The organism is Lacisediminimonas sp. (assembly GCF_030645335.1).
In the GTDB taxonomy this organism is placed as follows: domain Bacteria; phylum Pseudomonadota; class Gammaproteobacteria; order Burkholderiales; family Burkholderiaceae_D; genus Lacisediminimonas.
The window spans coordinates 23552-37730 of record NZ_JAUSNH010000260.1; the positions used below are offsets into that span (position 1 = coordinate 23552).

At 58.8% G+C, this 14179-nt stretch carries 11 protein-coding genes and 1 rRNA gene; 5 read left to right on the forward strand and 7 right to left on the reverse strand.

Going from position 1 to position 14179, the window contains the following annotated elements:
• Window positions 1–55 precede the first annotated feature (55 nt).
• The 3 genes from Q7T64_RS18015 to Q7T64_RS18025 form a co-directional block, all read right to left on the reverse strand.
• On the reverse strand, window positions 56–988 hold the full coding sequence (locus Q7T64_RS18015; protein WP_304798808.1) for an amino acid ABC transporter substrate-binding protein: 933 nt from the start codon (window positions 986–988) through the stop codon (window positions 56–58).
• A 70-nt stretch (window positions 989–1058) separates the two neighbouring features.
• Window positions 1059–2342, reverse strand: coding sequence for a Glu/Leu/Phe/Val dehydrogenase (locus Q7T64_RS18020; RefSeq protein ID WP_304798797.1), 1284 nt, complete (start codon window positions 2340–2342; stop codon window positions 1059–1061).
• 33 nt (window positions 2343–2375) lie between these two features.
• Entirely contained in the window at window positions 2376–4244 is a 1869-nt protein-coding gene (locus Q7T64_RS18025; RefSeq protein ID WP_304798798.1) for an ABC transporter ATP-binding protein/permease, read from the reverse strand.
• Window positions 4245–4309: 65 nt separating this feature from the next.
• Between Q7T64_RS18025 and Q7T64_RS18030 the strand changes: the two genes are divergently transcribed.
• Together Q7T64_RS18030 and Q7T64_RS18035 are read left to right on the forward strand one after the other, a co-directional pair.
• Window positions 4310–4717 carry an acyl-CoA thioesterase gene (locus Q7T64_RS18030; RefSeq protein WP_304798799.1) on the forward strand — a complete coding sequence of 136 codons (408 nt, stop codon included), beginning with the start codon at window positions 4310–4312 and terminating at the stop codon, window positions 4715–4717.
• A gap of 42 nt (window positions 4718–4759) precedes the next feature.
• Window positions 4760–6343, forward strand: a complete 1584-nt coding sequence (locus Q7T64_RS18035) for an alkaline phosphatase (RefSeq protein WP_304798809.1) — start codon at window positions 4760–4762, stop codon at window positions 6341–6343.
• 58 nt (window positions 6344–6401) lie between these two features.
• Here the strand turns inward: Q7T64_RS18035 and Q7T64_RS18040 are convergent, their stop codons facing one another.
• Complete coding sequence (locus tag Q7T64_RS18040) at window positions 6402–8081, reverse strand: long-chain fatty acid--CoA ligase (protein ID WP_304798800.1); 1680 nt, start codon at window positions 8079–8081, stop codon at window positions 6402–6404.
• Between the two features lie 230 nt (window positions 8082–8311).
• Window positions 8312–9340, reverse strand: a complete 1029-nt coding sequence (locus tag Q7T64_RS18045) for an aminopeptidase (protein ID WP_304798801.1) — start codon at window positions 9338–9340, stop codon at window positions 8312–8314.
• Between the two features lie 332 nt (window positions 9341–9672).
• Here Q7T64_RS18045 and Q7T64_RS18050 point away from each other — a divergent pair, with 332 nt between their 5' ends.
• Together Q7T64_RS18050 and Q7T64_RS18055 are read left to right on the forward strand one after the other, a co-directional pair.
• On the forward strand, window positions 9673–10860 hold the full coding sequence (locus tag Q7T64_RS18050) for a M20 aminoacylase family protein (RefSeq protein WP_304798802.1): 1188 nt from the start codon (window positions 9673–9675) through the stop codon (window positions 10858–10860).
• Complete coding sequence (locus tag Q7T64_RS18055) at window positions 10860–11882, forward strand: DUF2891 domain-containing protein (RefSeq protein ID WP_304798803.1); 1023 nt, start codon at window positions 10860–10862, stop codon at window positions 11880–11882. The genes Q7T64_RS18050 and Q7T64_RS18055 overlap by 1 nt, the downstream gene beginning before the upstream one ends.
• 77 nt (window positions 11883–11959) lie before the next feature.
• On the opposite strand, the gene Q7T64_RS18060 is transcribed toward Q7T64_RS18055, so the two are convergent.
• Entirely contained in the window at window positions 11960–12952 is a 993-nt protein-coding gene (locus tag Q7T64_RS18060) for a tripartite tricarboxylate transporter substrate binding protein (RefSeq protein WP_304798804.1), read from the reverse strand.
• Window positions 12953–13174: 222 nt separating this feature from the next.
• Here Q7T64_RS18060 and Q7T64_RS18065 point away from each other — a divergent pair, with 222 nt between their 5' ends.
• Window positions 13175–14032, forward strand: a complete 858-nt coding sequence (locus Q7T64_RS18065; protein WP_370653369.1) for an SMP-30/gluconolactonase/LRE family protein — start codon at window positions 13175–13177, stop codon at window positions 14030–14032.
• Window positions 14033–14074: 42 nt separating this feature from the next.
• On the opposite strand, the gene rrf is transcribed toward Q7T64_RS18065, so the two are convergent.
• Window positions 14075–14179: ribosomal RNA gene (gene rrf / locus Q7T64_RS18070) — 5S ribosomal RNA — on the reverse strand; the annotation flags it as partial.

Consider the following 14179-nt stretch of genomic DNA (forward strand, 5'->3'; position numbering starts at 1 on the left):
TTGGGCTGCGGCAAGCATGTCCGGTACGGACATCGCGTGCGCCATCAACGTCATGTTACTTTTTCTGTGCCGCAGGAACGGCAGCATAGGTGGCGGGATCGCCCGAGTCGGTTGGCTTGGCGATTACTGCCTTGAGCTGGTCGCTCATGGGTATCGACAGGTTGATGCCTTTGGGCGGGATCGGTGACTGGAACCATTTGGCGTAGATCCGGTTGATCTCACCGCTCTTCATCAGGTTGATGACTGCAGTATCGACCGCCTTCTTGAACGGCTCGTCGCCACGGCGCAGCATGATGCCGTACGGCTCGACCGACAGCGACTCTTTGGTGATCACGTAGTCGTTGGGCGACTTCGAACTTGCCGCCAGCGATGAGAGCAGGATGTCATCCATCGCAAAAGCGACCGCGCGACCGGTTTCAACCATCAGGAAAGCTTCTGCGTGATCCTTGGCAGCCAGTATGTTCATGCCCAGCTTGCGCTCGGCATTGAGTGCGGTGACTTGCTTGAGGTTTGACGTACCTGCCGTGGACACCAGGGTCTTGCCCTTCATGTCATCGAGTTTGGTGATGTTGGCGCTCTTCTTGGCCAGCAGCCGATTGGCAGTCACGAAAGTGGTCGGCGCAAACGCTACTTGATTTTGCCGCTCCACGTTGTTGGTGGTGGAGCCGCATTCGAGATCGATGGTGCCGTTGGCCATCAGCGGGATGCGGGTGGCGGAGGTCACGGGATTCATTTTCACCTTCAGCGCCACCAGCCCGAGCTGCCGCTGGATCGCGGTCACGGTACGCAGGCAAAGGTCGATCGAATAGCCCTGGTAGGACTGTTTGTCGTCGAGGTAGGAAAACGGGATGGAGGAGTCGCGCACACCCAGCGTGACGCTGCCGCTGTCCTTGATTTTTTTCAGGGTTCCGGTCAGCTCCTGCGCCATGACGACGCCCGACAGCAAACTTGCCCCGATCACTACCGCTACAAATCCCGATTTTTTCATTTTCATTTTCTCGCCCCCTGATCAATCGACGTAGTGTAGCAAAAGCAATAGTGGCAAGGGGGGAACCGGATCACGGGTACAGTCCTCGCATCTCGCGCGCCTGCAATACGCGGGTGCAGCCGACGATGAACGCGGCCGTGCGCAACGATACCTTGCGTTCCGCAGCGAGTTGCCATACGGCGCCGAAAGCATCCGTCAGAATGCGCGTAAGGCGCTGGTTGATCTCGTCCTCGCTCCAGAAAAAGCTGGAGAAATCCTGCACCCATTCGAAATAGCTGACAGTGACGCCGCCGGCGTTGGCGATCACGTCAGGGACGACCAGGATTCCGCGCGCGGCAAGTATGTCGTCGGCCGCTGGCGTGGTTGGGCCGTTTGCGCCCTCCAGCACAATCGATGCCCTGATTTTCCCGGCATTGACTTCAGTGATCTGCTGCTCCAGGGCAGCGGGGATCAGCAGGTCGCAATCCACTTCCCAGAATTCTGCGCGGTTTGCCAGGCTTTCTGCACCCGTGAAGCCGGCAACGCTGCCATGTCGCCGCGCATGCGCGAGCAGTGCGGGCACGTCGATCCCTGCCGGGTTGCAGATCGTGGCTTCATGATCCTGGATGGCGACCACGATGGCGCCGGATTGCGCGAACAGGCGTGCCGCCACACCGCCGACATTACCCAGGCCCTGGATTGCCACGCGCAGACGGGCGGGATCGAGCCCGGTGCGCACTGCCGCTTCGCATCCCAGCACAAACACGCCGCGACCAGTCGCTTCCTGCCGCCCAAGGCTTCCACCCAGCGAAATCGGCTTGCCGGTCACCACACCGGTGGCAGTGCTGCCTTCGTTCATCGAGTAGGTATCCATCATCCACGCCATGACCTGCTCATTGGTGTTCACGTCCGGCGCCGGGATGTCCTTGGTCGGGCCGATGATGATGTTGATCTCGCTGGTGTAGCGACGCGTCATGCGCTGCAACTCTGCCTGGGACAACTGCTTCGGATCGACGCGGATACCGCCTTTGGCGCCGCCATAGGGCACGTTGACAGCCGCATTCTTGACCGTCATCCAGGCCGACAGCGCCATGACTTCCGACAGGGTGACATCCTGATGGAAGCGCACGCCGCCCTTGCCCGGACCGCGTGATGTGTTGTGCTGGACGCGATAACCTTCGAAGTGGGCGATCGATCCGTCATCGCGCTCGATCGGCACATCGACGATCAGGATGCGCTTTGGCCGCTTGAGTGTTTCTACCCAGCGCGCCAGCGAGCCCAGGTGAGGCGTGACACGGTCGATCTGTTCCAGGTAATCATCCCAGGGCCCGCGCGGCTGTGGCTGCAAATAGGAGAGGGGCTGATGATGTGTCATGCATGCTCCGGCAAGTAAAGGATGCTCAAACGCTCAATTAGCCGACAGCGGCAGCAGCTCGCCTCCGTCGGGGGTTGGCGATGCCGGCGCGACTTCCTGGCCGGCTTGCTGGCGCTGCCACATCTGGGCGTAGGCGCCACTGGCGGCAAGCAGTTCAGCGTGCGTGCCGCGCTCAATGATACGGCCGTGATCCATCACCAGAATCTGATGCGCATCAGCAATCGTGGACAGACGGTGGGCGATGACGAGCGTCGTGCGATCTTTCGCAATTTCCTTGAGCTGTGCCTGGATCGCCTGCTCCGCCTTCGAGTCAAGCGCCGAAGTAGCCTCGTCGAAAATCAGTATCGCCGGATTTTTCAATAACGTACGGGCAATCGCCACCCGTTGCTTCTCGCCGCCGGACAGCTTCAGGCCGCGCTCGCCGACACTGGTCTGGTAACCCTGTGGCAGGCTGACGATGAAATCATGGATGTACGCAGCCTTGGCAGCGGCGACGATTTCATCCTTGCCTGCGCCGGGCCTGCCATAGCCGATGTTGTATTCGATGGTGTCGTTGAACAGTACCGTGTCCTGCGGAACGATGCCGATCGCTGCGCGCAATGACGATTGCGTCACGCTGCGCAAATCCTGGCCGTCGATCGTGATTGCACCACGCTCTACATCGTAGAAACGGAACAACAGCCGCGACAATGTGGATTTCCCGGATCCGCTGTGGCCAACCACGGCAGCGGTGTGCCCGGCAGGAATGACGAAATCCACATCGAACAATATCTGCCGGTCCGGCTCGTAACGAAAATCAACCGTGCAAAAGCGGACCTCTGCCCCACGCACCTGCAGCGGTTGGGCTTGCGGCGAATCGCTCACTTCGCGATGCTGGTCGAGCAGCGAGAACATGCGCTCCATATCGGCCATGCTCTGTTTGATTTCCCGATAGATCACGCCAAGGAAATTCAGCGGGATGTACAGCTGGATCATGAAGGCATTGACCAGTACCAGGTCCCCGAGCGTCATGCTGCCGTCGATCACGCCCAGAGTCGCGCGCCAGAGAATCAGGGTTACTGCAATGGCGATGATGGCGGACTGCCCTGTATTGAGCAGCGACAGCGAAGTCTGCGACCTGACTGCTGCGCTTTCATAGCGCTGCAGCCCTTCGTCATAGCGGCGGGCTTCGTAGTCTTCGTTGCCGAAATATTTGACGGTCTCATAATTGATCAGGGAATCGATGGCGCGTATGTTCGCTTTCGAGTCCAGGTCGTTCATGGTGCGCCGGAAATGTGTCCGCCATTCCGTCACGACAATGGTGAAGGCGATATAGGCGAACAGGGCGAATGCGGTGATCGCAAAAAACCAGATGTCATACTGCAAAACTAGGTAGCCGAGGACCAGGGTGATCTCGATCAGTGTGGGCAGGATACTGAACAGCGTGTAGGAAACCAGTGACGAAATTGCACGCGTGCCACGTTCGATATCCCGGGTCATGCCGCCGGTCTGGCGGTTCAGGTGGAATCGCAGCGAGAGCGCATGCAAATGGCGAAAGACCTGCAGTGCAACAGTACGCACCGCACGCTGCGTGACCTTGGCGAAAACGAATTCCCGCATCTCGGTAAAGAAAGTCGTGCCCAGCCGGAGTGCGCCGTATGCGAGCAGCAGCCCCAGCGGAAGCATCAGCACCGTTTCCGGCCGGCTCAGGTTGATATTGAGTCCGTCGACAATTTGCTTGAGCACCAGCGGTACGCCGACATTGGCGAGCTTGGCGCCGACCAGGAAAGCCAGCGCGAGCAACATTCGCCACTTGTATTTCCAGAGGTAGGGCAACAGCGTCCGGATGGTTTGCCAGTCGTTGCGTTGGCCCGGGACCGGACTGGGTTCGTGCGTTGCTGAGGGATTGGCGTGGCGACGCATGAGTGATGTAACCGGAATGACTTATGATCGATCCATTTTAGCCGCTTATCAATTCAAGGATGCGCATGAACATGACCGAACACACAGCTCTGCCGCCTGGCATGCCCGAACTGCGGGTAATGCCCATGCCAGCCGACGCCAATATGCATGGCGATGTATTCGGCGGCTGGATCATGTCCCAGGTTGACCTGGCCGGCTCCCTGCCGGCAGTCCGGCGCGCGAATGGCCGGGTGGCCACAGTTGCCGTGAATTCTTTTGTATTCAAGCAGCCGGTTTTCGTCGGTGACGTGCTTTCACTGTATGCCACGATCGTGAAGGTGGGCCGCACTTCGGTAACGGTCAATGTCGAGGTGTATGCGGAGCGCAACCAGTTGCAGGCCGAGGTCGTCAAGGTCACCGATGCAACGCTGACCTATGTGGCGACCGGCGACGACAGGAAGCCCAGGCCGCTGCCCGCCCTGCCGCAAGACTGACAAGACCAAACCAAAAACTTCCGCTGGCGATCCACACCGATGATGAAAATTCACCGAAGAGAGTTCCTGCGCCATGCTGCGCAGCTCAGTGCAGTATCCGCACTGTCGCTTGCCTTTCCTGGTGCAGTCCTGTCCCGCACGCCAGGCTATCCGTTTGGGCTCGGCGTGGCGTCCGGCGCGCCGCTGCCGGACCGGATCATGCTGTGGACTCGCCTGGTGCCCGAGGGCATTGTCGGTGATCCGCTGCCGCCGGCACCGGTACGGGTGAAATGGGAAATTGCCGAAAACGAGCAGTTCAGCAAGATCGTCCAGCGCGGTGAGGCCACTGCGCTGCCGCAGCTGGCGCACAGCGTCCATGTCGATGTTGGTCAACTGCAGGCAGACCGCTGGTATTGGTACCGTTTCATGACTGGCGACGCGACCAGCCCGGTAGCCCGTACCCGGACCGCACCGGCCCGTGATGCCTTGCCGGCTTCAATGAAACTTGCCGTGGCGTCGTGCCAGCACTGGGAATTCGGACATTACGCGGCGCACCGCCATATTGCGGCTGCCGCCCCTGACCTGGTGGCTTTCCTGGGCGACTATATTTACGAATGGGGACCCTATGAACTGAAGCACCCGGACGCCGCGCGCAGGAGCAACGAGTCGTTCACGCTAAGCGATTACCGCAATCGGTATGCGCAGTACAAGAGCGACAAGGATCTGCAGGCAGCGCACCACGCCGCGCCCTGGATCGTCACCTGGGACGATCATGAGGTCGCAAATGACTATGCTGCTGACCGGGACGAACGCCTTGACGAGGCGTTCCTGGAGCGCCGTGCTGCCGCCTACCAGGCTTTTTACGAACACATGCCGGTCCGGCTGGCGATCGTGCCGGCGCCGGGAAAAGCCTTCGCGCATTTGAAGATATATGACCGACATGACTGGGGCCGGCTGGCGCGGTTCCATGTGCTGGACGACCGCCAGTATCGCGCACCGCAGGCCTGCCCGCGGCCCGGCCAGGGCGGTTCGAATTCAGTCACGAACGCGTGCCGTGAACGGCTCGATTCCGGGCGCTCGATGCTGGGCGCCGCGCAGGAAACGTGGCTGGCAAACGGCTTGGCGCAGTCACAGGGGCGGTGGAATTTCCTGGCACAGCAAACCTTGATGGCACAGTCCAGCCAGACGGCGATTGAGAACCCTGACGACGGTCGATTCTGGAACGATGGGTGGGACGGCTATCCGGCCGCCCGCGACCGGCTGCTGGCTGATATTGCGCGTCACCGGCCGGCCAACCCGATCGTACTATCGGGCGACGTTCATACTTTTTATGCGGCGGAAATACGACGCGATTTTTACCAGCCGGTGTCGCCCGACAACCCGGTTCTTGCGACCGAATTTTGCGGGACATCGATCACGTCGAGTTCGAGACCGCAGTCCCGTACCGACCTCTACGTTGCCCACAATCCGCATATCAAGTACGGACGCAGCGACCGGCGCGGATACATGTTGATCGCACTCACGCCGACACGCCTGCAAGCCAGTTACATGGGGCTTGAGGACGTACGCTCACCCGACTCGCCTGTCGAAACACTTGCGAGCTTTCAGGTAGTGGCCGGCAAAGCCGGACTGACCAGGACCGATTGATGGCGCCGAGTCCGCTTGCGCGGACTCGGGTCAATGTCAGGCAAGCCTCACTTCGGGATCAGGCGGCTTTCTTTTCATCCCGCAGTTCGCGCCGCAATATCTTGCCGACGTTCGTCTTGGGCAGCTCATCGCGGAACTCGATGTACTTTGGCCGCTTGTAGCCGGTGAACTGTTCCTTGCAGTAGGCGAGCAATTCTTCTTTCGTCAGTGCCGGATCCTTGCGCACAACGAACAGCTTGACTGCCTCCCCGGCACTCTCGTCCGGCACGCCCACGCAGGCGCATTCCAGCACGCCGGGATGCATTGCCACCACGGCTTCGATCTCGTTCGGGTACACATTGAAGCCCGAGACCAGGATCATGTCTTTCTTGCGGTCGACAATGCGCACGAAGCCGCGCTCGTCCATCACGCCGATGTCGCCTGATTTGAAGTAGCCATCAGCCGTCATGACCTTGGCCGTTTCATCCGGACGATTCCAGTATCCCGCCATCACCTGGGGGCCGCGAATCGCGATTTCACCAGGCTGCCCCAACGGCACCGGCTGGCTATCGTCATCGAGGATTACAATATCGGTGGACGGAACCGGCAGCCCGATGGTGCCGCTGAATTCAAGCTGGTCTGCCGGGTTGCAGGTCGCCGTCGGCGAGGTCTCCGAGAGGCCATATCCTTCGATGATCGAGACGCCGGTGACCTTGAACCACTTGTCATTCACCGCCTTCTGCACGGCCATGCCACCGCCATTGCAAATTTTCAGATGGGAGAAATCGAGCTTGGCAAAATCGGGGTTATTGACCAATCCGTTATACAAGGTGTTCACAGCGGGCAGCATGTTGAACTCATACTTGGCGAGCTCCTTGATGAACCCCGGTATGTCGCGCGGATTGGGTATCAGCAAGTTCATTGCGCCGGCCTTTGCGCCGAACAGGGCGCAGGCTGTCAGCGCGAAAATATGATACAGCGGCAGCGCGCAAACGATGGTCAACGGGTCTACCTTGGGCTCCCGGTCGAGTGCCGGCTTGGCCCAGGCCTCGTTTTGCAGGATATTGGCGATCACATTCCGGTGCATCAGTACCGCACCTTTGGAAACGCCCGTCGTACCGCCGGTATATTGAAGAAAGGCGATGTCGTCATGGCCAAGTTCGACCGGCTTGTGGGTCATCCTGCTTGCCTCGCTCATCGCCTTGTTGAACGAGATGGCGTGCGGCAGTGTGTAGGCAGGAACCAGTTTCTTGACATGCCTGACGACGAAGTTCACCAACAGTCCTTTTGCACCCAGCATGTCGCCCATGCTGGCAACGACGACGTGCCGCACTTTGGTTGCGTCAATCACCTGTTGCAGTGTGTGCGAAAAATTCTCGAGGATGATGATCGCCTGGGCGCCAGAGTCGGTCAGTTGGTGCTGCAATTCCCGTGGCGTATAAAGCGGATTGACATTGACCACGGTGTAGCCAGCACGCAGCACGGCAGCCAGGGCCACCGGATACTGCAATACGTTGGGCATCATCAATGCAACCCGGGCGCCTTTTTCGAGCCCCCTGCTCTGCAGCCACGCGGCGAGTTGCAGGGAAAGTTGGTCCAGCTCGCGATACGTAAGGGTCTTGCCCATGCAGGCATAGGCATTACGGTCGGCATATTTCCTGAACGACTCTTCCAGCAATTGCACCAGGGAACGGTATTGCGTGTAATCGATCTCCGCCGGAACGCCCTCTGGATAGGATTTGAGCCAAAATTTGTCCATTCTCCGCCTCTTATTCGTTGTTATGAGATGGCAATCGCTGCCAGTGCTGACCACCGTCGTGGGCAGTCTTGCATAGATGCTATCGGTCGCGGGTAGTCGGCGCAAGGGCTTTGCGATACTACGCAGGAATTTGGAGAATCTCCTTCAGCCCGCTTTTGCAGCGCAGCATAACGGGGCTCGGGATCCGGCCTCCAAGCGCGTGGTTTTACGTCCGGGTAATCACGCCGGGATCAGCGCGCTGTGTCGAGTACCGTATCGTCCGGTTCGCTCGCCGCCATGGTCGGCGGGCTGCCGCCGAATTCAGCAAGCCGTTGGTGCCGGGCTGATTTATCCATCAAGGAAAGGCGGCGAACGGCTTCGTAAAAACGCGGGAAATCCGGCTCCTGGCGCAGCAGCGCGCGAAAGCTCGGCACCAGATCATGGTAGGTAGAAACGGTGGACAGGTGGGCGTTGGAAAGGGGCTCCGAAAACCAGCGGTCGTACCCGGCGTAACCAGCCCATCGCTCGGACTTGATCTCCTTGTACTCCTCTTTCAATGCCCGGAAAATCTCGGCCTTGCGCGCTAGCTTTTCAGCGTCGCTGCCCTCTGCCGCATAGTTCACCAGAAGTTGCTGACGGTGTTTTGTCAGCAACGCCAGGAAGTCCCTTTTCCGGCTCGTGTAATCACTGAATAGCTTCTTCATGCGCGCATCGCCGAACTTTTCCATCCAGCGCTCGACGCCCACTTCTTCCACTGCGACTGCGAACGATTCATTGAACCGCGAGTCGTCCTTGGCGTAAGCCACCTGGTGGGCAAGCTCGTGGAATACTAGCCGTGCCAATTCCGCGTCCGGGTATTGAATGAAAGTGGACAGTACAGGGTCATTGAACCAACCAAGCGTGGAATAGGCGGGAACGCCAGAGACCTGGACATCGAAACCTTGCGCGCGCAACTCACTGGCAAACGCCTGGGCTTCGCGCTTGTTGTAGTAGCCCCGATAGTTGACACACCCGGCAATCGGGAAGCACCACAGGGTCGGCTTCAGCGAGAGCGCAGGCGCAGCAACGACATTCCAGAGCACGTATGCGCGCTTGAGGTCGGCATAGGTCTTGTAGCTCTCATTGTCGGGCAGGCCAAGCTCATCGGCGGCAAAGTGGCGAATCTCCTTCACCTTTTCCAGCCGGCCTTTGAGTTTTTCCTCGACGCCGGGATCTGCAAGCCATTGGTCTATTGGACGGGCCTCGGACATCAGGGTCAACTGCCCCTCGACTGCCTGCATGTAATATCCGAGCTGCGCGCATCCGGACAGCAAGGAAAACGCCGCCAATGATGCAACCGAAATTACTGCCTGCCATCTGCTCTTCATCGGATGCCGCCACTCCGCTCTGGGTGATAAAGCCGCGCGTCGCCGATGCAGGGCGCGCACAATGAACCCATCCTACTGCAATCTGTTTCACACATGAAGCGCCGAAAAGACAACTTTTGGCAAAATATTTCGCAGCAGTTGCGAATACAGGAAAAATGTTTTCGGATGTGCACGAAACCAGTAGCGGCGATACCATCAGTCCCACAACCTCTTTTCCAGACACCACAGCAGATGCGGAAAAACCGATGGAAATAATCCAAGCGATTCAGGAATTTGCTGATGATTTGCAGGGAATCCGGCGGCACCTGCACCGCCACCCGGAACTCTGTTTCGAGGAGCACCGCACATCGGAATTGATTGCCGATTACCTGACACAATGGGACATACCTGTCGTGCGAGGCCTGGCAGGAACTGGCTTGGTTGGCGTCATCAGGAACGGCAATAGCGGCAAGGCGATTGGACTGCGGGCCGATATGGATGCGCTGCCGGTTCAGGAGCTGAACCAGTTCGAGCATACCTCGGTGAACGCCGGGAAAATGCATGCCTGCGGGCACGACGGGCATATGGCAATGCTGCTTGGCGCCGCGCATTACCTGGCCCGGCACAAGAACTTCGACGGCACGATTTATCTGATCTTCCAGCCGGCGGAAGAAGGCGGCGGCGGCGCGCTGCGGATGATCGACGAGGGGCTATTCGATCGATGCCCAATGGATGCCGTATTCGGCATGCACAACTGGCCTGGCGCGCCCGAGGGCAGCTTCGCTGTGACGAGCGGGCCGATGATGGCGTCGTCAAACGAGTTCGAGGTGGTGATTTCGGGAAAAGGGGCGCACGCTGCCCAGCCGCACAGGGGCATAGATCCCATCATGGCGGCGGTGCAGGTGGTCCAGTCCTGGCAAAGCATCATCACCCGCAACAAGAACCCTATGGACAGCGCTGTGCTGTCAGTCACACAGATCCATGCTGGCAGCGCAACGAACATCATTCCTGACGAAGCCAGGATCGTTGGTACCGTCAGGACTTTCAGTGAAGCGCCTCTCGACTTGATCGAATCGCGCATGGCGCAGATGGCGACCAGCATTGCAGAAGCATTCGGGGCTTCGGCGCAATTCAGTTTCAAACGCAACTATCCACCGTTAATCAACCATGCGGATGAAACCGAATTTGCTATCGGTGTCATGAGAGACCTGGTTGGTACAGATCGCGTCGACACGGCGGTGGAGCCGACCATGGGCGCGGAAGACTTCGCTTTCATGTTGCAGCGCAAACGCGGCTGCTATGTGTTCATCGGCAATGGTGATGGTGAACATCGAACTGGCGGGCACGGCCTTGGCCCCTGCAACCTGCACAACGCTTGCTACGACTTCAATGACCGCTTGCTGCCGCTGGGTGCCAGTTATTGGGTTCGCCTGGCCGAAGCGTTCCTGGCGTAATGCTTGCGGATATCCCTCGGCTCGATGTGCTTGCTGGGCGCTTCGCACACACATCGATGGAAAACATACGTCGCACCTATCCGCAGCGCGTCGATGGGGTAACCACGGAGACCCTGCCGTATGTTGACCCGGGTCTCATGCACCCTGCATTCCATGGCTCGTTCGATTGGCATTCTTGTGTGCATATGCATTGGCTTCTGGTGTGCCTGCTGCGTAGGTTCCCGGAAGCCCAATGGCGTGACGAGGCGACCGATGTCCTCCAGTCGCGGCTTGCGACGCCGAAAATCGACATCGAATGCGCCTTTTTCCTGTCGCCTGGAAACGAAGTGTTCGAGCGGCCCTATGGTTGGGCATGGGTATTGAAGCTGCATGCCGAACTCATGCTGGCAAAGGCAGCACCATCACTGCGGGTCGCTCGCGGCTGGTGCGATGCGCTGGCACCGCTGACGCGATTATTGCGGGAGCGCTATCTCGCCTATCTGAAAAAATCCGTGTACCCGATCCGAGCCGGGACACACGCCAACAGCGCTTTCGCCATGCTGATGGGACTGGACTACGCATCGGCCATGAGCGACGCGAGTGTGTACGGTGCAATCCGGGACAAGGCGCTTGAGTGGTTCGGACAAGACTCGGCTTATCCGGCGCGCTATGAACCGGACGGCGAGGACTTCCTTTCAGGCGGCTTGCTGGAAGCGGCACTGATGGCGCGCATGCTTGATTCAACCCGATTCCATCAATGGTGGGATCGTTTCAGGCCTGACGATACCGGCATGCTCAGGTGGATGACACCAGTCGCGGCGTTTGCCGGGGACGATGCAAAGATTGTCCACCTCGATGGTCTTAACCTGTCACGCGCCTGGTGCTGGCGTCTTCTTGCCAAGGCGCTTCCGGTCGGGATGATCGCTGAAGTTGACCGGGCAGCGAACCGGCATTTGCTAGCTTCACTGCCCCACGCTGCCACTGGCAATTATGCTGGGACCCATTGGTTGGCGAGTTTCGCCACGCTCGCATTGAGTACCTAGCGGGGAAGCACCGCACGCGAACGACGCCCCGCTGCCGTGCGCCGCACGCAGTGCCGGCTCATTACTACTCGTCCGTGTTAGTCGACCTTGGCGCCAGATGCCTTGACGACTTTCGCCCATTTCTGGGTTTCTGACTGAATGTGCGCGGCAAATTGCTCGGGTGTATTGCCCACAGGGTCGGCACCCTGGCTGATCAATTTTTCTTTCATGGCCGGGGAAGACAAGGACTTGGCAATCTCTTGCTGCAGCTTGTTCACAATGTCTTTCGGCGTGCCTGCCGGAGCGAGGACGCCGAACCAGGAGCTGGCATCAAAATTGGCGAGTTCGCCGCCTGCGGCCGCGATCGGTGCGACACCGGGCAGCGCTGCGGACGGCTTGCTGCTGGTGACTGCCAACGCAAGCAGGCGTCCAGACTTGATGTGTGGCAGCGCCGATGGCAAGTTATCGAACATGACATCGGCCTGTCCACCCATCAGATCGGTCAATGCCGGACCCGAACCGCGATAAGGGATGTGCAGCATGTAGGTTCGGGTGATGGTCTTGAACAATTCACCCGACAGGTGGATCGACGTGCCGTTGCCGCTGGACGCCATATTGACTTTGCCCGGATTGGCCCTCAGGTAGACAATGAAGCTCTTCAGGTCCGTGATCTTGTTCTTGCTCGCAAATCCTGGATTCAGCACGAGAACATTCGGCACCGAGGCGACCAATGTGACCGGGGCGAAATCCTTGATCGGATCAAACGGCAGCTTAGGATAAAGGGCCTGATTGATGCCGTGCGTCCCGACCGTCCCCATCAATAACGTATAGCCGTCTGCAGGCGACTTGGCGACCAGGTCAGCGCCGAGATTGGCGCCAGCGCCAGGGCGGTTGTCAACGACGACTGATTGTCCGAGCGACTTGGTCAGTTCCGCACCGACGGCACGTGCCAGCAGATCGGTTGTGCCCCCGGCTGAAAAGGGAACCACTATGCGTATCGGCTTGGTCGGATAAGCATTGCCATAGGCAGACCCGCTGGCGATGATGGCCGCACTGGCGAACAGCGTGGAGCAAAGACGTATCAGGTTCATGTTGTCTCTCTTTATTGGTTTGGAATTTCCGGCTGGCACCCAAGGCCGGCAAGAATTCATTTTTTATCATTGGGAACGAGCGCGCACACCGAATCGTCCCGCAAAAAGGATACTACGATATCGCATCTGGCAAGCGATGCGTGGCCATGTCCATGCATCATAATTACCGCTTTGTACGCGGGGTGGCCAATGGCCGAGGTAAAAGTCTTCTACGATGCTCCCATGCTGCTGGGGGAATGTCCACTCTGGGAGCCAAGGGAGGCCGCTCTATACTGGATCGACATTCAGGATCGATCTGTTCATCGGTATGTAGAGCGTGTGGCGAAACATACCGTATGGAAGTTACCATCCGAACCAGGATGCATAGCGCGCATGGCGAGCGGAGTCGTAATAGCCATGCGGACCGGAATTGCAACTCTTGACACCGCCTCCGGCGAGCTGAAGTTAATCGCACCGGCACCATTTGACGGCGCGGTACAGCGATTCAACGATGGTCGTTGCGACGCGCAGGGGCGGCTGTGGGTGGGTAGCATCCATGAGCCGCGCGACGGACCAAAGGCAAGCCTTTACTGTGTCAGGGGCAGTCGGATACAGGACGCCCATCTACCAGTGACAGTTTCCAACGGACTGGCTTTCAGCGTCGACAGCCGCGTTCTCTATCACGCGGATACGAGCGCCCATTGCATCAAGGCATACGACTTTGACCTGCAATCGGGGACGATAGGGCAGCATCGCGTATTCCATCAATTCAACTCCGGAAGGGGATCTGGGTACGGAGGCCGGCCGGACGGCGCGGCGGTAGATAGTGAAGGCGCGTATTGGGTCGCGATGTATGAGGGAGGCCGCATCGTCAAACTGTCAGTTGACGGCAACATAGTGGCGGAATTCCCGCTACCTGTACGGTGCCCGACGATGGTTGCATTTGGTGGGGATGACATGCGAACGCTATTCATCACGACGGTGCGGATCAACCGTTCTGACCAGGAAGTGCGGGACTTTCCTGCTTCAGGGAAAATCTTGCAGATGCGGGTAGATGTGCCAGGCTCGGTCGAGCCTATGTTCAACTACGACGCACAATAAAAAAACCCCCCTGAGATACCTCAGGGGGTTTTTCGGATAAAAGCCTGACGATGACCTACTTTCACACTGGTTGCAGCACTATCATCGGCGCGAAGTCGTTTCACGGTCCTGTTCGGGATGGGAAGGGGTGGTTCCGACTTGCTATGG